Here is a 26,616-nt window from a genome sequence, read left to right on the forward strand (position 1 = left end):
ATCCAAAGTAGCAAATACGACTACCAGTGCATCGCCATTAGTGTTAAATTCAATTGATAAGTTGGCGCAACCAACTTAAGTAATAAATAAAACGATACCTATTCGGTATCGTCAGGCTGTCGAGAAAATCTCGACAGCTTTATTTTTTTCTTAAATTTTCCACTACCCCATTTTATAATAGAGAAAAGCATACTAAAGGAAGGTGTTTTTCTCATGTTCCACACTAGAAATTCTTCTCAGCACGAAGCCGAATTTGTTTTGCTAGATCAATTGGTCGAAGAAGATCACCTGCTTCGTAAAATTGATCAATACATTGATTTTTCATTTATCATAGACAAAGTAAAACCATATTATAGTGAGAATAAAGGTCGTCCCTCACTTGATCCACTTATTTTGTTCAAAATGATGTTTATCGGATACCTGTACGGTATCCGTTCTGAAAGACAACTTGAAAAAGAAATTTACTATAACATGGCGTATAGATGGTTTTTAGGTTTAAACATCAATGACCCCGTTCCCCATCACTCGACCATTAGCTGGAATCGTCGTACTCGATTTAAAGATACAACGATTTTTCAAGATATTTTCGATGAAATTGTTCTTCAAGCCATCAATCACGATATGGTTGGAGGCCGCGTTCTTTTTACTGACTCCACTCATCTTAAAGCCAATGCCAATAAACATAAATATACAAGAAAAACGATTGAACAAGATACCCAGAACTATATAAATGAATTAGAAGAAGCGATCCAAGAAGATCGGGTGGCACACGGAAAAAAGCCCTTAAAGGTAAAAGAGGAGGTGAAAACGGAAAAAGACATTCGTCAAAGTACGACTGATCCTGAAAGTGGCTATCTTTATCGTGAAAACAAACCGGAAGGCTTTTTCTACCTAGACCACCGTACAACGGATATGAAGTACAATATCATCACAGATGCCCATGTCACGCCTGGCAATGTCCATGATTCCGTTCCGTATCTTGAACGATTGGATCACCAAATCGCACGATTTGGTTTTCAAGTAAACGCAGTTGCCCTTGATTCTGGTTATTTGACAACCCCAATCTGTAAAGGTTTATCTGATCACCGTATTTTTGGTGTCATCGCACATAGACGTTTTCATCCAACAAGAGGATTATTCGAGAAGTGGAAATTTCAGTATGATTCTGAACAAGATCAATACATATGCCCGAATGGTGAAAAGCTTTTATATACCACCACTGATCGAAAAGGTTATAGGTTCTACAAATCAGATCCTAAAAAATGTACATCGTGTCCTTTCCTTGAAAACTGCACAAGATCTAAAAATCATCAAAAGGTCATCTCGAGACATGTGTGGGAGGAATATAAAGAAAAGATTAGGCAAAATCGTCTGTCTGCCGCTGGAAAAGAGCTATATAAAAAAAGAAAAGAAAAAATAGAGCGAAGCTTTGCAGATTCAAAACAACTGCATGGGCTTCGCTACTGCCGGTTGAGGGGAAAACAAAATGTGAGTGAGCAAGTGCTTCTCACAGCTGCCTGCCAGAACATGAAGAAGATTGCCACACACCTAGCAAAGCTAGGCTAGGTGTGTGGGAGGCCTTTTTCATGTTTTTCCTTCAATCTCATCTATCATAATGATGGTGAAAATAAAAAAGATTGTAGAAAAACATGAGTTTCTCTACAATCTGACGATACCTATTCGGTATCGTTTTGTTCTGGTGGATATGATATTTCTCTGCCATCAATATTGATAACATATGGTTCCATGTCTTTAGCCTTTTTAAGCAAGTTAACCATATCCATGGAGTACCTACTAACACCGTTCATGTAAACGTGGTAAACATTGTTACTTTCACGTAGATTAACTCCAGTCTTACTATAAATATCATTAATTAAATCATAGGCATGAGACCAATAAGACTTTTCATAATCATATACTCTTTCGCAGAGCTCAGTAGCAGTAAGAGTAAATTGTACTGCTAGTTGATTAGGATCTTGAATGTCTGCAAATGTAACGAGAGTTCTTGTAGCAGCTTGTTCATCAGCAGCAGAAGACGTTGTAAATGCGCTTAATAAAGTGTCTCTATCTGTAAAGTATCGTAAGCTTGCAATATCAACTTCAAGGTTAGTAATAGTATCGCTCTTTACTACGTTATATACTGTTTCTTCAATTTGTTTAAGAAATTCAATATCAACAGAGTCTTGATATAAAGCTTCGTATAGCTTTTCATAAGTATGTAACTGAATATAATTAACCCTTACCGATTCCCCATTCCCAACCGGGATAGACTTTTCTTTTGGTGGCGTGTAATTAAAGTTAATTGGCTCCCTACTCCAATCAATAAACCACATGTTATCAATCATTGGTTCGATATCGGCATCAATAATCTGCTTAACATTGTATAATATGGACTTAATATTTTCATCGCTTAAGCTATACCCAATAAAAATTATCGGATGCTCCATAAAATAGGTGAATAATTTAGCAATTAAGTAAATTTGCTTTTTAAAGAAGTAGTCATAATCTTGTTGTTCAATAACTATGCTCTCACAATCTTCAACTGAGCCATGGATTTTCAAGATATGCCCAATATCAGTAGATTTTTTTTGGCGGATGACCTGCTGACCTACTATTGCTTCATACTTAGGAAAAAGCGATTCCAATAGATTATCATAGTTGGTAGTAATAATAGCCTGTGGGTTCAATTGTTTTATTAAGTCAATTTCTTCGGCGAATTCATGTGTTTCAGCATCGAATTGTTCCATCAGGTTAATTAAAATACTTGCAATTTTATATTTCAGGTGCACGCTTCGTGAAGCAGATTCGTAAAGAAAAGGAGGAAACATTTCACCATTATCATGATGTTCCCAAGCAAAAGTTCGGTAGTAATCAACCAATTCGGAAGCAATTTTTGCATAATCTCCATTATGCTCTTGAACAAAATATTGCATAGGCCTCTTAATTTCAGGATTTTCTTTGATTAATTGTTTAAGCAACGCGCCCCAAGTTGGAGAATTTATATACCTCTGGGAAAAGCCAGAACCAATAAAAAAAATTGGTCTACTTTTCATATTATCAATGTATTGTTTTAAGTATTCTAACGAACTATTTAAATATGAATTGTAGTTTGACAAAGCTTCACACTCCCATTTTAGAGTAATATATCCATTTTATCATTGACACTGCTTTCTTACTATATAATATGGAAATAATTTGTTAAACACTGTCGAACTGATAATATTTAGATCTTCAGTATGTTTGAATTTTTTCTACAAAGATTTTCTATAATCACACATTTCCTTTTCAACTTTTTTAATTCTTTTCAAATCATTCGAGAAATTTGAAGCTTGTATTTCATTATATTACCTTTTGTATATTGCGTTCTTGAACAAGTTAAACTCCAGATAATGATCTAATTCCACGGGTTTTCCACTGCTCTACTAACTGTATATACATTAAAAATTATTCTCATTGTCGATAACATCCTCAAAGTTAATTAAGATTGTTTTTTATGTAAGTTTACATTATTTCAATAATCTTCATGAAAAAACAAAGCCATTAATTGATTTGTGTTTTTTCGTTTTAACGAGTATTTATATTTAAAGAACTGAAATTTCTCATTTTACATATCACTATTCAATTATTATAAAAAATACCTGTCGGATGACAGGTATTTTTTAAGCTCATTTTCTTGTCATGTGCCATTGGTTTTGTTATCATAGCAAAAGTGACCACTCGGTTTCCATTGTGACCATATGGTTTTGCCGATTCGGAAAGGACTTATGAAGATGAACGAAAAGCAAGAAGAGATTTTGCGGGTGTCGAAGAAATTATTTTCTCAAAAAGGCTATATGAGTGTCTCCATGCAGTCAATTGCTGATGCCTGTAAAATATCAAAAGCGTCTATTTATAAACTGTTTGATTCAAAGGAAGCTCTTCTATTGGAACTGATTAAATACAATCAGCGCAAAATGAGAGAGATTTCTCAGATCATTCATTCCGAAACGACGCTGTCCAAAAAGGAAAAATTCACAAAAAAGATTAAGCTTGAGCTTGAAGAGTTTAAAGAGAATCATAAATTTTTGAATATGCTGTCCTTTGAAGCTTTTTCACAGCATTCGCCCATCGTCATTAAGCATTTACGTGAGACACGCTCCATTATCATGCAGCGGCACAGAGACATGATTTTAAGCACATATGGTGAATCTGTTGCGCCTTATGTGTGGGATCTTGTGATTGTCCTCAACGGATTAATGAGAGAATTCATCTTGATGTTGGCGATTGAGCACAAGAACATCCAATTAGAAAATGCCGCCGAAATGATCATCGGTGTGATGGACCGTGTATCAATAAAGCCTTGCTCCATTAAGCCTGTGCTAACAGATCAGCTGATGGACTCTTATTTGCTTTCCACACAGGAAGAATATGATGAAGAAAAGCTTGTCATCTCGTACTTAACAAAGATGAAACAAGAGCTTCACACACTCTCAAATGGAGAAGAAAAGGACGATCTCCTCTCTGCGTTTGAACTGCTGAGTCAAGAACTGTCAAAGGACCAACCGAGAACCTTTTTAATCAGCTCATTGCTTGATTATTTAGGCAAACACAGCGTTTTATCACAAAACGTGTCACAGCTGAAAAGCATTATTTTATAGATAAAGAAGGGATAATATGAACCAATCAACAACATCGTATAATCGGTCTGTGATTGTTGGGATTTTCCTCGTTGGGGCGTTCGTTGCGATCTTAAACCAAACGCTTCTCATTCCAGCGATCCCGCATATCATGGAAGAGTTCAATATTGATGTCAGTAAAGGCCAATGGCTGACCACAGCCTTTATGCTGACAAACGGGATTCTCATCCCAATTACGGCCTTTTTAATTGAGAAATTTTCAAGCCGTTCCTTAGTCTTAACGGCTCTTAGCATTTTTACAGCAGGTACCATTCTTGCTTCGTTCGCCACGAATTTTCCGGTGCTACTTGCAGCACGTATCGTGCAGGCAGCTGGCGCAGGGATTTTAATGCCGCTCATGCAAACGATCTTTTTAACCATTTTCCCAAAAGAAAAACGCGGGCAAGCCATGGGTATGGTCGGACTAGTGATTTCATTCGCACCGGCGCTTGGACCAACACTTGGCGGCTGGATTGTCGATTCCTTTAGCTGGAAGTTCTTATTCTATATTGTTCTACCAATCGGTATCATTGATCTCATTCTTGCTTTCTTCTTAATGAAAAATGTCACACAGCAAAGAGACACTCGAATCGATGTCTTATCGGTGATCCTGTCTTCCTTCGGATTTGGCGGACTGCTGTACGGATTTTCAAGTGTCGGAACGTATGGCTGGACGAGTGCGACCGTTCTGATTTCACTCATTGTCGGTGCTGTGAGCTTGTTCTTCTTTATCCTGCGTCAGTCGAATTTGAAAAGACCGATGCTTGAGTTTGGCGTCTTTAAGTTTGCGATCTTTAGCTTAACGACCTTCCTCGGTATGCTCGTCTTTGCCTTACTGATTGGAACAGAGACGATTCTGCCGCTCTATACGCAGAATGTCAGAGGGTTATCTGCCCTTGATACAGGGCTGATCTTATTGCCAGGGGCTCTCTTTATGGGATTCCTATCACCGATTATCGGACGAATTTTTGACAAAGTAGGCGGTAAAGGGCTGGCTCTAGGCGGGTTTACGATATTAGCTGTCACTTCCCTGCCATTTATGATGCTGAGCCTTAATTCATCGATTACCCTCATTACAGTGGCCTACACGCTTCGCTTAATCGGGGTTGGGATGATCATGATGCCGCTGACAACAGCCGGTATTAACTCGTTACCACCGCATTTGATTCCGCACGGGACAGCAATGAATAATACGATGAGACAAATGGGCGGCTCTATTGGGACAGCTGTGCTTGTCTCTATTATGAGCAGCTCTGCTGCCAATGCAGCATTATCCGATCCAATGAAGTCAGCCGTTCATGGCATGAATACGTCATTTATCGTGTCTGGTGCTATTGCGGTCATTGGACTCGTTCTCTCATTCTTCTTAAAAGAAAAACGTGAAAACAAAGTGATGAAGCAGGAGCTATCTTCTTCGTCCTCTTCTTCATAAAGACAAAGAGCTCGGCATATCGCCGGCTCTTTTTTCATCTATTCATACATAACGTCCTCCCCAAAAATACATTTGTTCATTCAGAGAAGAAAAACCTTGATAATTTGAAGAAAAGAGTTGATAATAGAAACTATTCAATTTGTGAGAAAATTTTTACTATAGGAGATGTATGCATTGAAGGTCGTTAAATTTGGTGGCAGTTCTCTTGCTTCTGGCAAGCAGCTGCAAAAGGTATTTGATATTGTCACAGCAGATCCAGCTCGAAAAGCAGTCGTTGTTTCCGCACCAGGAAAACGGCATTCAACGGATACGAAGGTCACCGATCTATTAATTAGCTGCGGTGAACAATATTTACGTTTAGGTGAAGCAAACGATTTACAAGAAGCTGTCATCGAGCGATATGCCTCGATTGCGGATGAGCTGGGATTAGGTCAAGACATTATTGACACCATCCGGCAAGATGTAAACACGTTATTACAGGCTGATTCTTCTCATCCTGAGCGTTATCTTGATGCGATTAAAGCAAGCGGTGAAGATAATAACGCAAAGCTGATTGCAGCCTACTTTCAGCATCAAGGCGTCGAAGCCCACTATGTGAATCCAAAAGAAGCCGGTCTATTTGTCAGCGACGAGCCTGGTCAAGCGCAAGTCCTTCCAGAATCGTATGATCATTTGTACAAATTAAGAGAACGCTCTGGCATCATTGTGTTCCCTGGCTTTTTCGGTTTTAGTCTAGCGGGTGATATCGTCACTTTTTCCCGCAGTGGATCAGACATTACCGGTTCCATTTTGGCAAACGGACTGAAGGCAGATGTGTATGAAAACTTTACGGATGTGGATGCAGTCTATGCCGTCAATCCAACAATCGTTCATGAACCAAAGGAAATCACAGAGCTGACGTACCGTGAAATGCGTGAATTGTCCTATGCGGGTTTTTCTGTATTTCATGATGAAGCACTTATTCCAGCCTTTCGGGCAGGCATTCCTGTTCAGATTAAGAACACCAATAATCCAACGGCCAAAGGCACGAAAATTGTAAATCAACGGGATCATACGAATGGCCCTGTTGTGGGAATCGCGTCAGACAATGGATTTTGCAGTATTTATATCTCCAAGTATTTGATGAACCGAGAAGTGGGCTTTGGACGTAAAGTGTTGCAAACGTTAGAGGAATATGGTCTTACGTATGAACACGTGCCTTCTGGCATTGATGATATGACCATTATTTTAAGACAGGATCAGCTGGAGGAGCAGCAGATTGAACAAGAGCTTTTAGACCGATTAAAGCTTGTACTTGATGCAGATGAAGTGGTTCTAGAGCGGAACCTCTCGCTTATTATGGTCGTAGGAGAAGCGATGCGTCATAATGTTGGTACAACAGCAAGAGCGGCAAAAGCGCTGTCAAAAGCCAAAGTGAATATTGAAATGATCAACCAAGGCTCTTCAGAGGTGAGCATGATGTTTGGCGTCAAAGCGGCTCAAGAAAAAGAAGCCGTTCAAGCCTTATATGAGGAATTTTTCTCTATGTCCACGGTGCCTGTCTCCATTTAATCAGCAGACTGTCAGATCTCCGGATCGGCAGTCTTTTTGATCTCGCACGATTTGCGCATTAAAGTATATCTATTTCTCGTTTGATTTTGTATGATAGAGACAAATCAACTATTGTTCCGGCCATTGATCGGAGCTACAAGGAGTCCTAATCCATGCCTCGTCAACAACTATTAAAACAGTTTCGCAATTTTCATGATGCTTCTACAAGTATTTTAAACATGATGAGTCAATTCATTCATGTGAATACACTGTTTATTGCTAAAAATGATCAAAACACCAATCAGATTGTGAAAGTGCTAAATCAAGACGAGCAGCTTCTTGAAGAAGGGGAAGAAAATCCTTACGAGAAGACATTTTGCAAGCTGGCGGTCGATCATCGCGATACGCTGTTGATCCCTGATATCCGCTTGGACGAGCGTTCAAAAAACTTAGACGTCACGAAACAGCTGCAAGGCGGATCATTTATTGGGGTTCCCATCGATTTTACTGATGGTACGAACTATGGAACCATTTGTGGACTTGATCTAAGGCCGCAGCAATTTACAGAAGAGCATGTTCATATGTTTGAAACGATGGCATCTTTGTTGAGTTACGTCTTAGAACTCGACCAGGCCAATCGGCAGATTCAGCAATTATCTGTACCGATCGTACCTGTTGTTGACGGTGTCGCCGTGCTCCCTCTTCTTGGTGATATCGAAGAGACACGTGCGCAGCATATTTTAGAAACCATTTTACAGGAAAGCTACAGGCTGTCGCTCTCTCATTTGGTCATTGATGTTTCAGGGACAAAACGACTCAATGAACAAAGCATTCAATACTTGGTCAGCTATGCGCAAACGTTAAGACTTTTAGGCATTTCAGCTGTTTTAACAGGAATTAAGCAAGACCTTGCGCTAAATGCGATTCAATCGAATATTTCATTTAAAGACATCACCATTCGTAAGGATTTACCTCAGGCACTTGCTCATATCGGCCTAACGTTTTCCAAAACAGAATAAGTGATGATACACCAAAAAGGGCTAAACCGAGTTTAGCCCTTTTCTTCTTTTCAGCGTGATAGAAAACCTTTGCAGCCCTAGGAAAGACGAGTACCGGCGCGGAGCGAATTTCACATTCGTGAGCACCGGCACGCAGGACTGACACCGAATGCGAGGTTTTTTCTACACGCTGAGGCTAAACGGAGTTTAGCCCTTTTCCTGTGGGAGCGGTAAACGAATGATAAATGTTGTTCCTTTATGTTTTTCGCTTTTTAAATCAATCTGTCCGTCGTGCAAGTCCACAAGCTGCTTGACAATCGACAGGCCAAGTCCGTATTCTCCATATGGTGTATTCGTTCTCGAAATATCCGCTTTATAAAAACGTTCCCAAATGTGTTTGACTTCTTCAGGTGCAATGCCGATTCCCGTGTCTTCTACTTCAATGATCGTTTCCCCATTCTCTTCTTTCCCTCTCAAAGAAATACGGCCGCCTTCTGTAAATTGAATGGCGTTCTTTGTGATGTTGACGAGGATTTGAATGAGCCGGTCATAATCTGCGTATACCTTTTGTTCAGGGTGAACCTCTACCATAAGCTGATTGTTTTTCTCTTCAGCCATTCGGCTCAGCTGCTCCTTAATCACTTCAAACGTATCAATGAGTGGATAGTGAAATTTTTGAAGAGTGATTTGATTCGACCTGATTTTCTCATAATCCATATTTTCATTGACGAGACGCAACATTCGTTTTGTTTCATCAGTGATGAGCGCATAGCATTTCTCTTTCTCTTCTGCCGGCACATCCGCAGTATTCAGCCATTCGACCAATCCTCGAATGGTCGTCAGCGGTGTTTTCAATTCGTGAGACACATCTGCGATGAATTGTCGCCTACGCTTTTCGAGCCGGTCAATTTCCTCTCTTGACCGTTGAAGACGATTGGCCATCATATTAAAATCCTCACCTAGTGTACCAATTTCATCAAGGTGTTTGTTTTCAAGATGAATGTTGTAGTCACCATGCGCAATTTTCTCAGTTGCCTCTCTCAGTTTTTTGATACGATTCACATGGAACTTCGACAGAAACAGACTGAGAATAAAGGTAATCGTCAATGCCACAAACACGATGATATATAAATACCGGTTCATTTGAGCAATCAGCTCTTCTGCTCCTTGAATAGGAGCTATGAGCACCACCCCGCCCTTCAGCTTTCCGTCTTCCATGACAGGAAGTGCCACAAGTGATGCTTCTTGATCAAGCCGGCGTGAATCACTTCGCTTGACAATAATTTCTTCTCCTTTTGCGAGCTTGGCCCACAAATCTTTTGTGAGTAACGCTTCATGCGGCGGCATCTCTTGCTGCTGAGATAGCACAGTCCCTTTTTCATCAAAGACGAAAAAACGGATTTGTCTCGTCGAGAGAATGTCTTCAAATGGACGCAAACGGAAGTTCATCTCGGCTTTCGACAATTGTTTAAAATTCTCCAAAATTTCATTCCCATACGAACTCATTTCGTCTACCCTATTTTGATAAGCAATATCTTTCACAAAATGAGACATCAAGGTGCTGATAATAATGATGGCAATGAGCAATAACCCAAGGTGACTAATCAGCAACTGGTAAAAATATTTAATCTTCATCGAACTTATACCCTACGCCCCATACCGTATACAGAAAGGGCTTAGGTCCGTCTCCGATTTTTTGGCGCAATCGTTTAATATGAACATCAACTGTTCGTTCATCACCATAAAATTGGTATCCCCAAATTTGCTCAAGCAATTGTTCTCGTGAAAATACTTGCCGAGGATGCTGTATAAAAAAGCACAGCAGATCGTATTCCTTTGGCGTTAAATTTTCGATCCGTTTCCCCTCTAGAAACACTTCTCTCGTTTTTTTATCTAACTGAAAATGTTCGGTCTCTAGCCGTTCATCCTCTTTCGCTCCTTCTTGAGTAGATGTTGTTTGAGCAAAACGTCGTTTCACTGCTTTGATTCTTGCCATTAAGGTGAGCGGACTAAAGGGTTTTGTCACATAATCATCTGCCCCAAGATCGAAGCCCAGCACCTGATCAGATTCCGTTTCCTTTGCTGTCAGCATAATAATCGGAACATCACTAATCTGGCGTACTTTTTGACAAATGGTCAGACCATCCATTGAAGGAAGCATGACATCTAAGATGAGCAGATCCCAATCCTCCTCTTGCTTAAATCGATTCAATCCTTCTAATCCATCATGGACGAATTCCGCTTGAAACCCTTCTCGTTGAAAAAACATATCCGTCATTGTACAAACACTCTGGTTATCTTCAATCATTAATATTTTCATCATCAGCCTCCGCTGTTGCCTTTGTTTTTCTTTATGTAGCTTTATTTTACATGTTCCTTCTCAAATCTCAATTGGATTGATACGATTTCATGAACTTATCATGCTTTGGTCATCTTTTATTCATACTTTTTGAAGGAGTTGGGTGTCGAGGTGACCCGCATTGATTTTTGTTATGAAAAAAAGCTCATCTGATTGATGAGCCCAGATTGTTGACAAAGGGCTAAAATGAACTTGATTTTAGCCCTTTGTCTTCTTTTCAGCGTGATAGAAAACCTTTGCAGTCTAGGAAGGGCGAGCACCGGAGCGGAGCGAATTTGACATTCGTGAGCACCGGCGCACAGACCTGACACCAAATGCGAGGGTTTGTCTACACGCTGAGCTCATCTGATTGATGAGCCCTTTTCCTTGTCATGCCAGCAGTTGCAAGTAAGCAGTGTCATTCCCCTCTTCAACCGCCTGTAAAAGCTGCTTTGCCTGTGATGTGCTGGTGACGCTGCTTAACTTTTGTATGATGTCTTCTGTCGATAATGCACAGCCTGGTGCTCCCCGGGGGATATCGACTCGTTTGCTGATGGTGGTGCCGTCAGATAAGTTGAGCTTTACAATCGTAAAACGTCCTTTTGGCACTGCGTCTGGATGGGGTTGTGTCGTTTGATCATACACTCTATTCACCCGCTTCATCCATGTCCGCAGCTCTGGTGAAATGGCTTTTTTCGTAAAAGCATCCAATGATAAAGGTTGTCCAAACACCGCTAGTGCGATGACATACTCGACACTAAATCGTCCCTCTTCTCCCGTCAAAGGTGTCCGCTCCGTGAGTGCGGCATCTCCGCCAGGCGGAAACATGACGTCGACCTGTACGATCTTCTCCTGTAAGGAAGAGTGTTCTTGTACTAATGACTCGATCGCATCGGCTGCATGATGCGCCGCTGAACAGAACGGATACACTTTAAACCATAGACCTGGCGACACGATACGCCACGCAGTGCCATAGTCCTCTAGCAGACGTCTTTCCGCCAGTTTCTGATCCCCATAGAGAGAAAAGAAGCCCAGCTCCCCATCTAGAAGCGATTCACTCCCGCCAAAACCTGAGCAAGCTAAACCCATGGACCATACGGCGGTTTGAGCGGCGAGTCCAGCTTGTAATGGTTTCATATCAGTCCCAAACTGCTTTCGCATTCCAGCTGATTGCGCACCAGCAAAGCCGATCGCTTTCGCCAGCTCTTTCTGTGAAACTTGTTTCAAATAACCAATCGCACAGACCGCTGCAATGGCTCCGAGCGTTCCGGTATTATGCCAGCCCCGCTCATAATGCGACTTACCGATGGATTCACCTAGCCTTGCCATCACTTCGACGCCAGTAATGTAGGCTGCTAAAAATCGATCACCATATGCCTCACCGTCTGTCAGCTGGGAAAGCAAGGCCGGAATGATCACCGCACTTGGATGTCCTCTCACATCTGAATGCACATCATCATAATCAAGGGCGTGAATCAAGTAGCCATTTAGCATGGCTGCTGCTTGGCGGCTGACCTTCTTCCCTTGTCCAATGACGGGAATTTGAGCCGCGCCGCCTTCTTGTTCCACGAGCGCCATGAGCTTCTGAATCCCTTCATCCTCTTTTGCAGCAAGCGCTGCTGCCGCAGCGTCTAACAAACCGTTTCGAGCCATTTGAATGGCCTGTTGATCTTGCAACGGATCAGCAGAGAGCACTTCCTCTGCGAGCTGTTTCGTTAGTTCCATGTTCTTGACTCCAACGCCCGAACCGCAAGCTCGGAGAAGAAAGCAGCAGCGACTGGGATTGCCTCTTCATTTAACGTAAAGGCAGGGTGATGCCATTCCTCGGTACCGCTTGTCCCCATCCAGACAAAAAAGCCTGGAATGCGTTCTTGGTAAAGGGCAAAGTCTTCTCCGCCTGGTGACTGCTCTGCCTCTACTACTGCGAGATCAAGCGCTCCTGCCGTTTCTTCCACAACCTTTGTCAAACGCTCGTCATTCATCACAGAAGGCAAATACGGATGCCATTTCACATCTGCCTTTGCGCCAAACCCTTCTGCGATACCGCTCACGATTTGTTTCATGAGATCTGGAATCATCGCTCTCACTTCAGGTTCAAACGTCCGAACGGTCCCTTCCATCTCGACGCGATCAGGTATCACATTCCATGATGTGCCACCTTGAATACGTGTGATGCTGACAACCGCATGATGCAAAGAACTAATGCGGCGGCTGACAATTTGCTGTAGGGCGCTTGTGATCTGACCGCTGATGGCAATCGGATCAATTGTGTGATTTGGAATTCCAGCATGACCACCCGTTCCTTGAATGTCAATTTCAAAGCGATCGACGCTCGCCATTAATGCTTTTTCTCTTATCCCGATGGTGCCAACTGGCAGGTTAGGTTTATTGTGCATACCAAATATCGCATCCACTCCATTTAAGACGCCTGCCTCTATGACGTGTTTCGCTCCTTGCGCCACTTCCTCAGCCGGCTGGAACAAAATGCGCACTGTTCCCTTGAGCTCATGTTTCCGTTCGTTTAATAGGACGGCCGCACCAAAAATCGAAGCGGTATGGAAATCATGACCGCATGCATGCATTTTTCCTTGTATCTTTGAAGAAAATGGTTCGCCAGATGCTTCTTCAATTGGAAGTGCGTCAATATCGGCTCTCAGAGCAATCGTTGGTCCCTCTTGTTCTCCTTTGATTTCACAAACGACCCCTGTTTGAAGATCTGGAAAATCGAGTACAGTGATCCCTTCCTCTTCTAACCAGCCTCGTAGTTTTTTTGTCGTTTCATATTCTTCAAATGCCAGCTCTGGATGCTCATGAAGCGCTCGGCGTATGTTAATTAAACGTTTGTTTAAAGCTTGATTTCCTAATGATTTCACTGATACTCACCCCTCTAAAGAGTAAAAAGCAGCTTATGCTTCTTCAGCCGCTGCTTCTTTTTGAATAAATCGTTTTGTTCGTTCATTCTTCGTTTCGTCAAATAGTTCGGTTGGCGTTCCCTGCTCAATGATATGACCATCTGCCATAAAAATCACATGATCTGCTACTTCTCTTGCAAACGCCATTTCATGTGTCACGATGATCATCGTCGTTTCTTGAATGGCAATGGATTTAATCACTTGAAGCACACCTGAAACAAGCTCTGGATCTAGTGCTGACGTTGGTTCATCCAGCAGAATCGCATGTGGATCGACCGCTAACGCACGGGCAATGCCAATCCGCTGCTGCTGACCGCCGGATAGTGTGACCGGGTAGCTGTCCGCTTTTTGTTCGAGCCCTACTTGTTTCAATAGCTTCATACCGATTTCATTTGCCTGCTGTTTGGTCATTTTTTTCGTCACAAGCAGTGACTCTGTAATGTTTTGCAGGGCTGTTTTGTTTTTGAATAAATTATAGTTTTGAAACACCATGGCCGTTTGCTGACGCAGGTGATGGGCTTCTTTACGTGTATATTTAGACGCATTCAGCTTCGCATCGCCAATTTCAATCGTACCTTCATCTGGCGTTTCTAATAGATTTAGACAGCGCAGCAATGTTGATTTACCGGAGCCAGAAGGTCCGATAATGGCCACAACCTGCCCTTTTTGCACGTCAAGATTAATTCCGTCTAAGACGACAAGGTCGCCGAATGATTTTTTCAAATTGGTGAGCTTGATCATGTCCACACCTCCTTAATTCCGGTAAGGTTTGCTGATTTTTCGTTCAAATAGGTCTTGCAGGAAACTATAAATGATGGTGAGCACCCAATACACAATGCCAACCGCTAAATACGTTTCAAAGTACTTATAGTTGGCCGATGCAATCATTTTCCCTTGCGCAAACATTTCTGCCACCCCAATGGTAAAGGCAAGCGATGTTTCTTTTAAAAGACCAATAAAGGTATTCCCCGTCGCTGGAATGGCATTTCTGACGGCCTGCGGGAAAATAATTCTGACGTAAGACTGCCATCTTGTCATGCCGACAGATAAACAGGCCTCAAGCTGCCCTTCATCCACTGAATTAAGAGCCGCTCTAAAAATTTCTGCTAAGTACGCTGAGTTTTTAATACTTAAACCGATAATGACCGCTGTTAAGGCATCCATTGAGGTCATCGCAGGGAATAGCTGCGGAAGACCAAAATAAATGAGAAAGAGCTGAACCAAAGTTGGAACCGCTCTGAAAAAAGAAATATACAGCTTGGCAAATTGGTATAAGACAGGTATCCGGTTTTTCGTTATAAGCGCGAATACCACACCAATGATAATGGCAAATACCATGGAGACAATCGCCATGAAGATCGTTATCGGCAAGTATTGAATCAAGGTTGGAAAAACCGTCACCATATACTGCCAATCAATGTGATTCATGTCTGCTTTTCACCGCCGCTGTTGTTATTTTTTAATTGGAACTGTGACATCGTCTTTGAAATATTTCTCAGACAATTTCTTCAGTGTTCCGTCTTCTCTTAATTCTTTGATCGCTTTATTGAATTCTTCTCTTAGCTTGTCGTGCTTTTCATCTTTGGCAAATGGGTAGCCGACTTCTTCATATACGATTGGGTTGCCGACGATTTTGAGTGGAAGTCCTGTTTTTTCAATTTGAGCTAATAAGACACTGCGTCCGTTGACGTAAGCATCTACACGACCATTTGCAACTTCATTTAAGACACCGTCTTGTGTTTCATATGTTTTGATGTTGATTTTCTTGTCTGGGTCTTTGCTCTCTAGATTTTTGGCATGGTTTGAGCCAAGAACAGCCGCCACCGTTTTTCCTTTTAAGTCGTCAAGTCCTTTAATGTCCTTGTTGTCCTTCTTGACAATGATTTGTGTTCCTGCGTATGCATACGTATCTGTAAAGTTGAACGTTTGTTTACGCTCATCTGTAATCGCAACTTGGTTTGATACGGTATCCAGCTTCCCAGATGTCAGCTGACCCATGAGTCCGCTGAATTCACTCAGCTGCCAGTCTAGTTTGTAGCCTAGCTTTTTCGCAATGGCTTCTGTGACCTCGACATCAAATCCTACTAGTTTGCCGTTTTCTTTATAAGCAAATGGATAGCTTTGGCCTGTAGCGCCCACTTTAAGCACTTTCTCATCTTTGCCTTCACTCTGATTACCCCCGCCGCATGCCGCTAACACCGCAAGCATTGCCGCAAATAAAACAACTAGCCACTTTTTGTTTTTCATGTTCGTACACCCTTCTTTCCTCTTATGGTTGTGTAATATCTGATCGTAATTGTTTTTTAAAATAAATGGTGATATGACCTTTGCCTAAATCCTTTTCACCTGCTCTGACATAGCCTTTACGCTCATACATGTCCATGAGCCACGGATGCTTATCAGCTGTCCCAAGAGAGACAAACGGTACCTTTAGTGTGTCCCTTAGCACTTCCGTTTCAACCCACTCAAGCAAGGCTGAGCCTGTGCCTTTTTTTGCCGCTGGTTCTGAAGCAAACCACCATATATGCGGAACGCCGAATGGTCCTGGCTGTTCTCCCCAAGGCATACGGAGTGATAAGGTGGAGAGAAGCTCTCCGTTTTCTTCCATTACATAGCAAAGGTTCTTTTGTACATTTTTCTGAACGAGGGCGATATCTGCATGTGCTGCTTGGAACTGGATGCCGAGCTCACGAATCGGCTCATAGGCTCTTGTTGTCAGTTCAAGCAGCGCTTCTATATCATCCTCAGTTGCCAGACGAAACGTATATCCCAACGTTAGTCACCTCACCTTTATGTCGTGTAGCGATTTTTTGGCTGTTTTAATCCGAGATTTTCTCGTAAAGTTTGTCCTGTGTATTCTGTTTTGAACAGGCCTCTTTCCTGAAGGATCGGAACGACGCGATCTACGAAGGCATCAAGTCCTTCTGGCAATAATGGCGGCATCACGTTAAAACCGTCGGCTGCTTCCTCAACGAGCCATGTCTCCATCACATCTGCTAGTTGCTCTGGTGTTCCAATGAAGATATGGTGCCCACGGGACCCTGCAACAGATTGGTAGAGCTGGCGAATGGTCAGGTTGTCCTTTCTCGCCATATTCATCACAAGGTCAAAGCGGCTTTTCACGGCATTTGACGCGCTTGGATCAATCTCTGGAAGCGGTCCGTCTAGTGGATACTGCGAAAGATCAATACCCCCTAAGTAGTTTTGTAAAATGCTAAGGCCGATCTCTGGAACAATCAGCTCTTGTAATTCTTCATACTTCGCTTTTGCCTCTTCTACTGTCTCGGCAATAATTGGGAAGATGCCCGGCATGATGCTGACATCTTCTCTCGCTCGTCCAGCAGCCTCTACTTTCCCCTTCAAGCTTTGGTAAAATTCCTTCGCTTTGTCGAGATCGTTTTGTGCCGTGAAAATGAGCTCAGCCGTTTTAGCCGCAAGCTTTTGACCATCTTCAGAAGACCCTGCTTGAATGATCACCGGCTGTCCTTGAGGGGTGCGTGATACGTTAAGCGGACCCCGTACGGAGAAAAATTCACCTTTGTGCTGCAGCTCATGAAGCTTACTAGACTCAAAGAATTCTCCTGTTTCTTGGTTTCTGATAAGTGCGTCCTCTTCCCAAGAATCCCACAGACCTTTGACGACATCGACGAATTCTTCAGCTCGCTCGTATCGTTTGTGGTGCGCTAAATGCTCTTCTCCGCTAAAATTTTTCGCTGTTTCTTCAATAGAAGATGTGACCACATTCCATGCTGCTCGTCCGCCTGATAAATGATCGAGTGAGGCAAACTGTCTCGCAATATGGAACGGCTCACTGTATGTAGTTGATGCTGTTGCTGCTAAACCAATTGTTGAGGTAGACTCTGCAATCGAAGAAAGCAGGGTGAGCGGTTCAAATCTCGTTAATACATTTGGATGAGATGTATGATTAATTGATAAGCTGTCGGCTAAAAAGAGCAAATCCAGCTTCCCTTCCTCGGCCTTTTTCGCTAATTGTTTAAAGTAATCAAGATTCATGGCTGCGTCTGGTACTGCTTTCGGATGTCTCCAAGAGGCGACATGATGTCCAGTTCCTGCGATGAATACGCCTAGCTTGAGCTTCCGTTTCGGCTGTGACACTTGTTCTTCATCCTTTCTATATCTTCCTTGTATCAAGTTATTATTTTACAAGATACATTTTTCTGATTGAATTAATCGGTTTTATCCATAAAAAAAGGGCAAATGTTGTGAAAAATGAAAAATAATTATTACTATATGCCCTTTTTACATGATTGTCAACCGCCTTCTGAACCTCCAAAAAAAGGGATTTACAGGCGTTTACGGCGGATCAATTTCAATATTTCCGATGAGCCGGTCCGTGGAGTGCGTCATCAATTGACTGCGCTCTAGTACGTTATGGGCAATCACCGAATGAGTGGAAGATACGGTGCGGACGGCAATCGCTTTTTGAGGAGAGAGATTAATGATGTTATTCCGTAGCACACGTGCTGAGACAACCTCATCAAGAAAAACGGCTGTCGGCTGTCCGATCGAACGATTTAAATAAAAGCGGTTATCTCCAATTTGGGGTGAGCCATTTTTAATATACATCACCACATATAAGGACGTTTCTTCAAAGGAATTGTCTTTAATCTCTAAAGGAGCGGTCGTATTGCTGTAGACGGCATAGTTTTGATAGTGCTTAAAACGATTCTGCCATATGAAAGCCTTTGCATTTCCTGTCACGCTGATCGTATATGAAGATGCGAGCTGTGAATGTCCTTCTTGAATAAAGTGATTGCCGTTGATCCCCGCTTCTCCCTCCTGCACCCATATCCCTCGGCTGAATTCCTTGAATTGATTATGCTGAATTAAGATATTCGTTCCTCTGACCATCGCCGCATCGATGACAGAGTAGACGGTATTGTTTGAAAAGACAATGCTGTCTGATTGATAAATACGCAGCGATGTACTTCTAAGCCGTGTGTTTGTCCCTGACTCAATATGATTTCCTTCTATTAAAATACGATTGGCCATATAGACAGACACAGCCGCATCTTCAAAAAGACTAATTTTATTACCTGTGATGTGCACGCTGTCTCCCCTCACATCAATCCCCTTTTCAAACCCTTCAATCATATTGCCAATAATGATCACATTGTTTTCCGATTGATCAAGCGGCACGCCTAAGCTCGTAATCCCTGCTTTTGTCACGCCCCCTCCCACTGCACGAATCAAATTATTCGCAATGATCATTTCAGTGGCGAAGCCATAGGAGATACTGCTGTCCGTTTGATTGCCTTCAATGATCACACCATAGCCGTTGAAATTATAGATAGAGCTGGCTGCGCCGCCTCTGACTATGTTGTTTCGAATTTGAATATTCAGCGGTTCCTCCAAGTTGGTCGCATTTTCTCCGTATCCTTCAATATCAATGCCCATTTTTGGCTCGACCCCGTTTACCCCTGCCCTTTCAAGCAAACAGTCTTCCACAATGACACCATCACAGCCTGTAATAGAAATATTGTTTCGCCTTGAGTCAGTGATGGTGCAACCAGAAATATGAATAGACGAAGCTGGCGAGTACGATTCGATATGGGTCAATAAACCGTGCGGACTGACAATGATGCCGTCTCCCGTACAATTGTTGATTTGAACACGATCGATATTCACATGGGAAGCACCTTCAATACACACCCCGAAGCCCCATTCATGTGTTTTTCTTTCTGGCGGGAGTGCCTTGTACACATGCTCATCACGGTCGCCTTCAATCCGCCCGCCCCGAATGGTCACATGCTCTACCTCTCCAATATAGAAGGCTGCATATCCCCACGAATCATTTGGTTTCACTTTGATAACGGCATCTGATGCCATCTCAATACAAATATGACTTGGCACTCGTATGCCGGCATGACGAAAAGGAAAAAATTGATCCCCCCTGTACACCGCATCTATTAGATACGTTCCACTCGGCAACCAGACGTGGGAGTAGCCCTGTGCTTTTGTCCATTCCAGGCATTCGTTCAGTTTCGCTGTACAGTCCGTTTTCCCGTCAGCAATCACGCCAAAGTCTATTACATTGACAACGGGTTTCTTCAGATCAGATTTATTTACATCCCCCAATGAAAACCCCTCCTTTTTACACATGTCCTCTTGTCATCCTATGCATGTGGAAAAGGTTTGCTTGTACGATATTTCAAATTTTATATAAATTCTTCTGGAATAACTTTCCGATGATTTTCACTTGAGCGAATTTTTCATTTTTTTGAGTCTTTACGCCTATTGAACTAACATTTTCCTGTTTTAGAATAGTTTTATATTGACACAAGAACTATACAAGAATATCATTTTTCTCATATCTCTTTTTTTAAGAAAGGATCTATGCCATGTCTACAATTGACCACGATAAAATTGTTAAAAGTGTTCCTCAAAAAGGGTTTTTTGGACATCCTAAAGGACTTTACACACTGTTTTTCACTGAATTTTGGGAGCGTTTTTCTTATTATGGCATGCGTGCACTGCTTATTTATTATATGTACACAGAGGTGACAAAAGGCGGTCTTGGCTTCGACCAGACAACCGCTAATTCGATCATGTCTGTCTATGGTGCGCTTGTCTATATGTCAGGCATTATTGGCGGATGGCTTGCCGACCGGGTATTTGGTTCGTCCAGTACGGTCTTTTATGGCGGGGTATTCATTATGCTTGGTCATGTCATTTTGGCACTGCCTAGCGGTGCAACAGCGCTCTTTATTAGTATGGGGCTGATTATTATTGGAACAGGTCTCCTAAAGCCGAACGTGTCAAACATAGTCGGTGACCTGTATACAAAAACAGACCCTCGCAGGGATTCTGGATTCAGTATTTTCTATATGGGGATCAACATGGGTGGTTTTATCGCCCCATTAATTGTCGGAACACTCGGTCAAAAAGTGAATTTCCACCTTGGTTTCTCACTCGCTGCCGTTGGTATGCTTGTTGGACTGATTACGTTTGTCATCACGAAAAAGCCGAATCTTGGACTTGCCGGCACTTATGTCACAAATCCACTATCAGCTGCTGAACGCAAGAACTTCAAAATTTTCGGTACATTGATCGTGATTGTACTTGCTGTTTTTGCTGTCATCGGCATTCAAACAGGAGCGCTCACGATTAATCTATTCACTTGGTTTGTCAGTGTCCTTGGTGTGCTGATTCCAATTGTTTATTTTATTGTGATGTATTTTAGTCAAAAAACGAGTGCAGTGGAGCAGTCGAGGGTACTCGCTTATATTCCATTGTTCCTAGCTGCGGTGATGTTCTGGGCCATTCAAGAACAAGGCTCAAATATCTTAGCCACATATGCAGATCAGCGAACAAACTTGAATTTCCTTGGCATGACATTAGCCTCTTCTTGGTTCCAATCATTGAACCCAATCTTTATTGTGCTCCTGTCACCAGTATTTGCTTGGTTATGGGTCAGACTCGGTAAGAAACAGCCGTCTACCCCGATTAAATTTTCACTTGGTCTTCTGTTCGCAGGATTATCCTTTATCATCATGATCATTCCTGCCTACATGTCTGGACCAAATACACTTGTAAGCCCATTATGGCTCGTTCTCAGCTTCTTCCTTGTCGTCATCGGAGAGCTCTGCTTATCACCAGTTGGGCTGTCAGCGACAACAAAACTGGCACCTGCTGCCTTCTCAGCGCAAACGATGAGCCTTTGGTTCCTTTCAAATGCAATGGCACAAGCCATTAATGCACAAGTGGTCAAGCTATTTGATAAAGTGCCAGAAACCGTCTATTTCGGGATCATCGGCATGCTCGCTATCGTTTTATGTGTTATCATGCTTCTGCTTACACCGGTGATTAAGAAAGCGATGAAAGGCGTGCATTAAATTGAAAAAGAAGCCTCCCAAATGGGAAGGCTTCTTTTTTGGAATTAAAACCGAATCTCATCATCTCCGTGGATTTGCAACTGGAGCGGTTCACTTTTCACCTGATGTTTTTTCACATAGCGGTGATAGACAACATATCCAATGATCATGAGCGGTACGCCGACATACAGCCCAATCCGCTGCTCGGCATCAAAGGCAAGGCTGATTAGCACAATCGAGTTCAGTGTGATCGCAATGATCGGCAGTACCGGATAAAGAGGGGTTTTAAATTTTAGGTTTTCCAGCTTTCCGCCTGCTTTCAAATATCTTCTGCGGAAAAGCAGCTGTGATAATGTAATCGTAATCCAGCCGGTTTGGGCACTCATGCCCGCAATAGACACGATCCAAGCAAAAACGGTTTTCTCTGCAAAGAATCCTGATAATAACGAAATACCTGTAAACAGGAAAGTGAGCAGTAAGGCATTCATCGGGATGCCCCGCTGATTGACTCGTCTAAACGCCTTCCCTGCCATTCCTTCCTTCGACAAAGAGTACAGCATTCTCGTAGAGGCATATAGGCCAGAGTTCGCCACAGATAATAAAGCAATGATAATGACAAAGTTCATGATATCTGCCGCATAAGGAATGCCCGTTCTCTCAAACACAGTGACAAATGGGCTTTGCAGCACACTTGCTTCCTTCCAAGGCACCATGCCCGCTAAGACAAAAATAGATAAAACGAAAAAGACAAGGGTGCGCCAAACCGTCTGATGAATCGAGCGAGGCACGGTTTTCTCTGGATTTTCACTTTCTCCTGCCGCAATCCCGATCAGCTCCGTTCCTTGAAACGAAAAATTCACCGTGATCATCGTGACGACTACTGCGAGCAAGCCATTCGGAAACAGACCGTCACTCACAAAATGACTAAAATAAGGAGCTGGTTCCCCGCTCGTCGTTTGAATAAAACCAAACATCGCCGCTCCGCCTACGCCAATAAATAGTAAGATGGCAACAATCTTAATGGTTGAAAAGAAAAACTCCGACTCCCCGAACGCTTTCGCTGACCTGGCATTTAATAAGAACAAACACAGCCCAAATATGAGACACCAAATCCACACATCCACTTGTGGAAGCCAGCGTCTCATCAGCTGCCCTGCTGATAAAAATTCCAGCGCCACAGTGGCTGCCCAGCCAAGCCAATAAATCCAGCCAACAGCAAATCCTGCTGCAGGACTCACAAATTTCGTCGCATACGTATGAAACGACCCCGACACAGGAAGCGCGACTGAGAGCTCTCCAAGACACAGCATGGTTAAATACATGATCAATCCGCCCACTATATAGGAAAGAACGGCTCCAACTGGCCCTGCTTGTCCAATCGTATAGCCTGTTCCAAGGAAAAAGCCTGTCCCAATGACACCGCCAAGAGAAATCATAAATAAATGGCGGGAGGTCATCGCCCTTTTCAATTGTTCGGGCTGATTTTGTCCAACATCCACAATGATGCCCTCCTTCTTCTAAGATGTTCTGTTATCAAAACATGTCTCCATGTGATTATTCCATTTTCAAAACAACCTACTAATTATACATCTTTTATAATAAATATGCTTCCTTCTATCGTCACTGTTACAAAGTCTTTATTTTAGTAATGTTCGCACAACTAAGAGCAAATAGACATTGTAGAGAATGGAGGTTTGAAAGAATTGGGTTCAGGGCATAAAGTTGGTGAGATTCGCTCAAGCTAGTTTCAAATGCTTTACTTTTAGGTTGCTTCTCTGTAAGATCATATGTTGTAAATACCAACAAGAAAAGTGGGGAATAAAATGAAAAAAATGTTCTTTGCCATTATTTTAGGCGCTTGTGTTGCATTGATCACAGCATGTGGATCAGCTGCAAATGACAGCGCAAATAAACAATCTGGGTCTAAGGAATCAGGTGACCTTTGGAAATCCATTCAGGATAAAGGCGTATTAACCATCGGTACAGAAGGTACATATGCTCCTTTCACCTTCCATGACAAAAAAACAGATAAATTAACTGGCTATGATGTCGAGGTCATCACAGAAGTCGCAAAACGTCTTGACTTAAAACCAGAATTCAAAGAAACACAATGGGACAGCATGTTTGCTGGTCTGAATTCTAAACGTTTTGATGTGGTAGCGAACCAAGTTGGTAAAACTGGACGTGAAAATCAATATGATTTCTCTGATAAATACACAACGTCTCAAGCCATTGTTGTGACAAAATCAGATAACAATGACATCAAGAAACTTTCTGATGTGAAAGGCAAAAAAGCAGCGCAATCATTAACAAGTAACTATAACAAATTAGCTACAGATGCTGGCGCTAAAATTGAAGGGGTTGAAGGTCTTGCACAATCCATTCAATTGATTCAGCAAGGGCGTGCTGATTTGACGTTCAATGATAAATTAGCTGTCTTGAATTACTTGAAAACAAGCGGTAACAAAAACCTAAAAGTTGCATTTGAAACAGGAGATCCACAAGAAACGTATTTTGCCTTCAGAAAAGGTAGCGGCGAAGTCGTTGACAAAGTGAATGGCGCATTAAAAGAAATGAAGAAAGACGGTACACTCGCTAAGATTTCTAAGAAATGGTTTGGTGAAGATGTTACAAAGTAATACCCTAGGAGTCGTCATTCCTTGGGATCTTCTTCAGCAATCTTTTTGGCCAATGGTGATGCAGGGGATTTATTATACAATCCCCCTTGCCATCATTGCCTTCATTATTGGTCTTTTTATCGCGCTTGTGACAGCTCTTGCTAGAATGTCTAAAATTAAAGCCCTCAGATGGATTTTCTCCATCTATGTGTCGGCCGTTCGCGGAACGCCGCTTTTTGTGCAATTGTTTATTATTTTCTATTTCTTTCCGACATTTAATATCACACTTGATCCATATCCAAGTGCTATCATCGCTTTTTCTTTAAACGTAGGTGCGTATGCTTCGGAAATTATCCGTGCATCCGTCCTATCTGTTCCAAAAGGACAATGGGAAGCGGGGTATTCGATTGGGATGACCCATCGCAAAACGCTCGTCCGCGTGATTTTACCGCAGGCAGTGCGTGTATCGATTCCGCCGCTGTCTAATTCATTCATTAGTTTGGTGAAAGATACATCGCTTGCCTCCCAAATCCTCGTGGCAGAGATGTTCCGTAAATCACAGGAAATTGCTGCGGCGAACTTGGATCAAATTTTATTTATTTATATGGAAGCAGCCCTGATCTATTGGGTATTCTGCTTCATTCTATCGCTCGTTCAACACCAAATTGAAAAACGACTTGATCGATATGTCGCAAGGTAAGGAGGGAACGACATGCTAACAGTCAAAGGCTTAAACAAATCCTTTGGTGAAAATGAGATTTTAAAGTCGATTGATTTTACGATCAACAAAGGGCAGGTTGTGGCGATTCTTGGTCCATCAGGTTCAGGAAAAACAACGATGCTTCGCTGTTTAAATGCACTTGAAATTCCAAATGCCGGCTCCTTTACCTTCGATGATTTCTCGATTGATTTTTCTAAAAAAAATAAACAAGCTGATTTGCTCAAGCTTCGCCGGAAGTCAGGCATGGTGTTTCAAGATTATCATCTGTTCCCGCATCGTACTGTTCTTGAGAATGTGATGGAAGGTCCAGTCCAAGTCCAGCGCCGTCCGAAAGAAGCGGTGCGAAAAGAAGCGATTCAGCTTCTGCAAAAGGTAGGACTTGAGGATAAAAAAGATTTGTATCCCTTCCAGCTGTCAGGCGGTCAAAAGCAGCGTGTCGGCATTGCCCGTGCACTTGCCATTCAGCCAGAGCTTATGCTTTTTGATGAACCAACCTCTGCGCTTGATCCTGAGCTTGTCGGGGAAGTCTTAAAGGTCATGAAAGATTTAGCGAAAGAAGGCTGGACGATGGCGGTTGTCACACATGAAATCAAGTTTGCCCAAGAAGTGGCGGACGAAGTGATTTTTATTGATGGCGGCGTCATCGTCGAACAAGGTCCTCCTGAAGAAATCTTCAAACGACCAAAGGAAGAACGAACAAAACAATTCTTAAATCGGATTTTGAATCCAGTATGATCAAAAAGGCTGTTCTCATCATGTGAGAACAGCCTTTTTTTACCTCTTTCAAAGAAAGCGATTACATTAAGCAAAGCCATTTAAAGGGGCGTGCGAGTATGTTACGATTGAAATCGAGTGTTTAAGAAAGAAGGGAAAGCTTTTGAAGCGGGAACATCTTTTACGTTGGTTTTTTTATTTTGTTGGATTGATTGTACTTGCTTTTGGACTATCGCTGACAGTGAAGGGAAAGATCCTTGGCATTGGTCCGTGGGACGCTTTTCATTATGGACTGTTTCAGCATTTTGGTTTAACCATTGGACAATGGTCGATCATTATTGGTGCACTCATTGTGACACTGACATCTGTTTTCACGAAATCTTTTCCAAAGATCGGTGCCCTGCTCAATATGGTGCTGATTGGCGTGTTTATTGATTTCTTTAATGCAGTATTACCTGCACCACATGGGTATTTACCTGCTTTATATGTATTTATTACGGGCGTGATTGTGTCTGGGTATGGCGTTGGCATTTATGTCTCAGCCAATCTTGGCGCTGGGCCAAGGGATTCATTAATGTTGCTCATCTCAGCAAAAACGGGGCTGAACGTACAGTGGGTTCGAAATGGTATTGAGTTAACCGTGCTTCTATTTGCATGGATGCTCGGCGGCCCGATTGGCATTGGAACGATTCTGACGGCCATCTTTACTGGACTCGTCCTTCGTTTTTCATTGCCACAATCGACACGGCTCTTACAGCTGCTCATTACAAAAACAGCGGAGAAGCCTGTTCAAACCCTTACCCGATAAGAACAAGCCATTCTACTAAAAGAATGGCTTGTTTTGTGCTAAACTAAATAGACGC

General features: G+C 42.4%; 22 protein-coding genes. 10 read left to right on the forward strand and 12 right to left on the reverse strand.

Features of this window, described 5'->3' with window-relative positions; genetic code table 11:
- Positions 1-213 precede the first annotated feature (213 nt).
- Positions 214-1,566, forward strand: a complete 1,353-nt coding sequence (locus LCD32_RS03845; protein WP_224562795.1) for an IS1182 family transposase — start codon at positions 214-216, stop codon at positions 1,564-1,566.
- A 110-nt stretch (positions 1,567-1,676) separates the two neighbouring features.
- On the opposite strand, the gene LCD32_RS03850 is transcribed toward LCD32_RS03845, so the two are convergent.
- Positions 1,677-3,116 carry an SIR2 family protein gene (locus tag LCD32_RS03850; protein WP_008347240.1) on the reverse strand — a complete coding sequence of 480 codons (1,440 nt, stop codon included), beginning with the start codon at positions 3,114-3,116 and terminating at the stop codon, positions 1,677-1,679.
- Between the two features lie 654 nt (positions 3,117-3,770).
- Here LCD32_RS03850 and LCD32_RS03855 point away from each other — a divergent pair.
- From LCD32_RS03855 to LCD32_RS03870, 4 genes are all read left to right on the forward strand, one after another.
- The gene (locus LCD32_RS03855; RefSeq protein ID WP_224562798.1) at positions 3,771-4,637 is read left to right on the forward strand and encodes a TetR/AcrR family transcriptional regulator; all 867 of its coding nucleotides are present in this window, start codon (positions 3,771-3,773) and stop codon (positions 4,635-4,637) included.
- A gap of 16 nt (positions 4,638-4,653) precedes the next feature.
- A complete protein-coding gene (locus LCD32_RS03860; RefSeq protein WP_224562801.1) occupies positions 4,654-6,087 on the forward strand; it encodes an MDR family MFS transporter in 1,434 nt (477 codons plus the stop codon).
- 174 nt (positions 6,088-6,261) lie between these two features.
- Entirely contained in the window at positions 6,262-7,638 is a 1,377-nt protein-coding gene (locus LCD32_RS03865; protein WP_224562804.1) for an aspartate kinase, read from the forward strand.
- Positions 7,639-7,790: 152 nt separating this feature from the next.
- A complete protein-coding gene (locus LCD32_RS03870) occupies positions 7,791-8,636 on the forward strand; it encodes a GAF domain-containing protein (protein ID WP_025206746.1) in 846 nt (281 codons plus the stop codon).
- Between the two features lie 186 nt (positions 8,637-8,822).
- On the opposite strand, the gene LCD32_RS03875 is transcribed toward LCD32_RS03870, so the two are convergent.
- The 10 genes from LCD32_RS03875 to LCD32_RS03920 form a co-directional block, all read right to left on the reverse strand.
- Positions 8,823-10,250, reverse strand: coding sequence for a sensor histidine kinase (locus LCD32_RS03875; RefSeq protein ID WP_007498154.1), 1,428 nt, complete (start codon positions 10,248-10,250; stop codon positions 8,823-8,825).
- A complete protein-coding gene (locus tag LCD32_RS03880) occupies positions 10,240-10,935 on the reverse strand; it encodes a response regulator transcription factor (protein WP_024720193.1) in 696 nt (231 codons plus the stop codon). Before LCD32_RS03880 ends, LCD32_RS03875 begins: the two co-directional genes overlap by 11 nt.
- Positions 10,936-11,343: 408 nt before the next feature.
- A complete protein-coding gene (locus LCD32_RS03885) occupies positions 11,344-12,678 on the reverse strand; it encodes an MmgE/PrpD family protein (RefSeq protein WP_224562807.1) in 1,335 nt (444 codons plus the stop codon).
- Positions 12,669-13,826, reverse strand: coding sequence for an amidohydrolase (locus LCD32_RS03890; protein ID WP_060780763.1), 1,158 nt, complete (start codon positions 13,824-13,826; stop codon positions 12,669-12,671). The genes LCD32_RS03885 and LCD32_RS03890 overlap by 10 nt, the downstream gene beginning before the upstream one ends.
- Before the next feature lie 33 nt (positions 13,827-13,859).
- A complete protein-coding gene (locus tag LCD32_RS03895) occupies positions 13,860-14,606 on the reverse strand; it encodes an amino acid ABC transporter ATP-binding protein (RefSeq protein WP_007498162.1) in 747 nt (248 codons plus the stop codon).
- Between the two features lie 12 nt (positions 14,607-14,618).
- Complete coding sequence (locus LCD32_RS03900) at positions 14,619-15,293, reverse strand: amino acid ABC transporter permease (RefSeq protein ID WP_007498163.1); 675 nt, start codon at positions 15,291-15,293, stop codon at positions 14,619-14,621.
- Positions 15,294-15,317: 24 nt separating this feature from the next.
- Positions 15,318-16,112: an amino acid ABC transporter substrate-binding protein gene (locus LCD32_RS03905; protein WP_008347268.1), complete on the reverse strand. Its 795-nt coding sequence runs from the start codon at positions 16,110-16,112 to the stop codon at positions 15,318-15,320.
- A 22-nt stretch (positions 16,113-16,134) separates the two neighbouring features.
- Entirely contained in the window at positions 16,135-16,638 is a 504-nt protein-coding gene (locus tag LCD32_RS03910) for a GNAT family N-acetyltransferase (RefSeq protein WP_025206740.1), read from the reverse strand.
- A 17-nt stretch (positions 16,639-16,655) separates the two neighbouring features.
- On the reverse strand, positions 16,656-17,981 hold the full coding sequence (locus LCD32_RS03915) for an LLM class flavin-dependent oxidoreductase (protein ID WP_035703872.1): 1,326 nt from the start codon (positions 17,979-17,981) through the stop codon (positions 16,656-16,658).
- A 198-nt stretch (positions 17,982-18,179) separates the two neighbouring features.
- Positions 18,180-19,964 (reverse strand): right-handed parallel beta-helix repeat-containing protein, encoded by a 1,785-nt coding sequence (locus tag LCD32_RS03920; RefSeq protein ID WP_060780762.1) that lies wholly within the window; start codon positions 19,962-19,964, stop codon positions 18,180-18,182.
- A gap of 263 nt (positions 19,965-20,227) precedes the next feature.
- Between LCD32_RS03920 and LCD32_RS03925 the strand changes: the two genes are divergently transcribed.
- The gene (locus LCD32_RS03925; protein WP_060780761.1) at positions 20,228-21,721 is read left to right on the forward strand and encodes a peptide MFS transporter; all 1,494 of its coding nucleotides are present in this window, start codon (positions 20,228-20,230) and stop codon (positions 21,719-21,721) included.
- A gap of 44 nt (positions 21,722-21,765) precedes the next feature.
- Here LCD32_RS03925 and LCD32_RS03930 read toward each other — a convergent pair whose 3' ends face one another.
- Positions 21,766-23,199 carry an amino acid permease gene (locus tag LCD32_RS03930; RefSeq protein ID WP_008347282.1) on the reverse strand — a complete coding sequence of 478 codons (1,434 nt, stop codon included), beginning with the start codon at positions 23,197-23,199 and terminating at the stop codon, positions 21,766-21,768.
- 324 nt (positions 23,200-23,523) lie between these two features.
- Between LCD32_RS03930 and tcyA the strand changes: the two genes are divergently transcribed.
- From tcyA to LCD32_RS03950, 4 genes are all read left to right on the forward strand, one after another.
- Entirely contained in the window at positions 23,524-24,339 is an 816-nt protein-coding gene (gene tcyA / locus LCD32_RS03935) for a cystine ABC transporter substrate-binding lipoprotein TcyA (RefSeq protein ID WP_007498178.1), read from the forward strand.
- Positions 24,326-25,018 carry an amino acid ABC transporter permease gene (locus tag LCD32_RS03940; protein WP_017366604.1) on the forward strand — a complete coding sequence of 231 codons (693 nt, stop codon included), beginning with the start codon at positions 24,326-24,328 and terminating at the stop codon, positions 25,016-25,018. Before tcyA ends, LCD32_RS03940 begins: the two co-directional genes overlap by 14 nt.
- A 12-nt stretch (positions 25,019-25,030) precedes the next feature.
- The gene (locus LCD32_RS03945; RefSeq protein WP_007498183.1) at positions 25,031-25,774 is read left to right on the forward strand and encodes an amino acid ABC transporter ATP-binding protein; all 744 of its coding nucleotides are present in this window, start codon (positions 25,031-25,033) and stop codon (positions 25,772-25,774) included.
- Between the two features lie 142 nt (positions 25,775-25,916).
- The gene (locus tag LCD32_RS03950; protein WP_007498187.1) at positions 25,917-26,561 is read left to right on the forward strand and encodes a YczE/YyaS/YitT family protein; all 645 of its coding nucleotides are present in this window, start codon (positions 25,917-25,919) and stop codon (positions 26,559-26,561) included.
- Positions 26,562-26,616 lie beyond the last annotated feature (55 nt).

Origin of the sequence: Bacillus sp. RSS_NA_20 (genome assembly GCF_020165915.1) — a bacterium.
GTDB lineage: Bacteria > Bacillota > Bacilli > Bacillales > Bacillaceae > Bacillus > Bacillus altitudinis.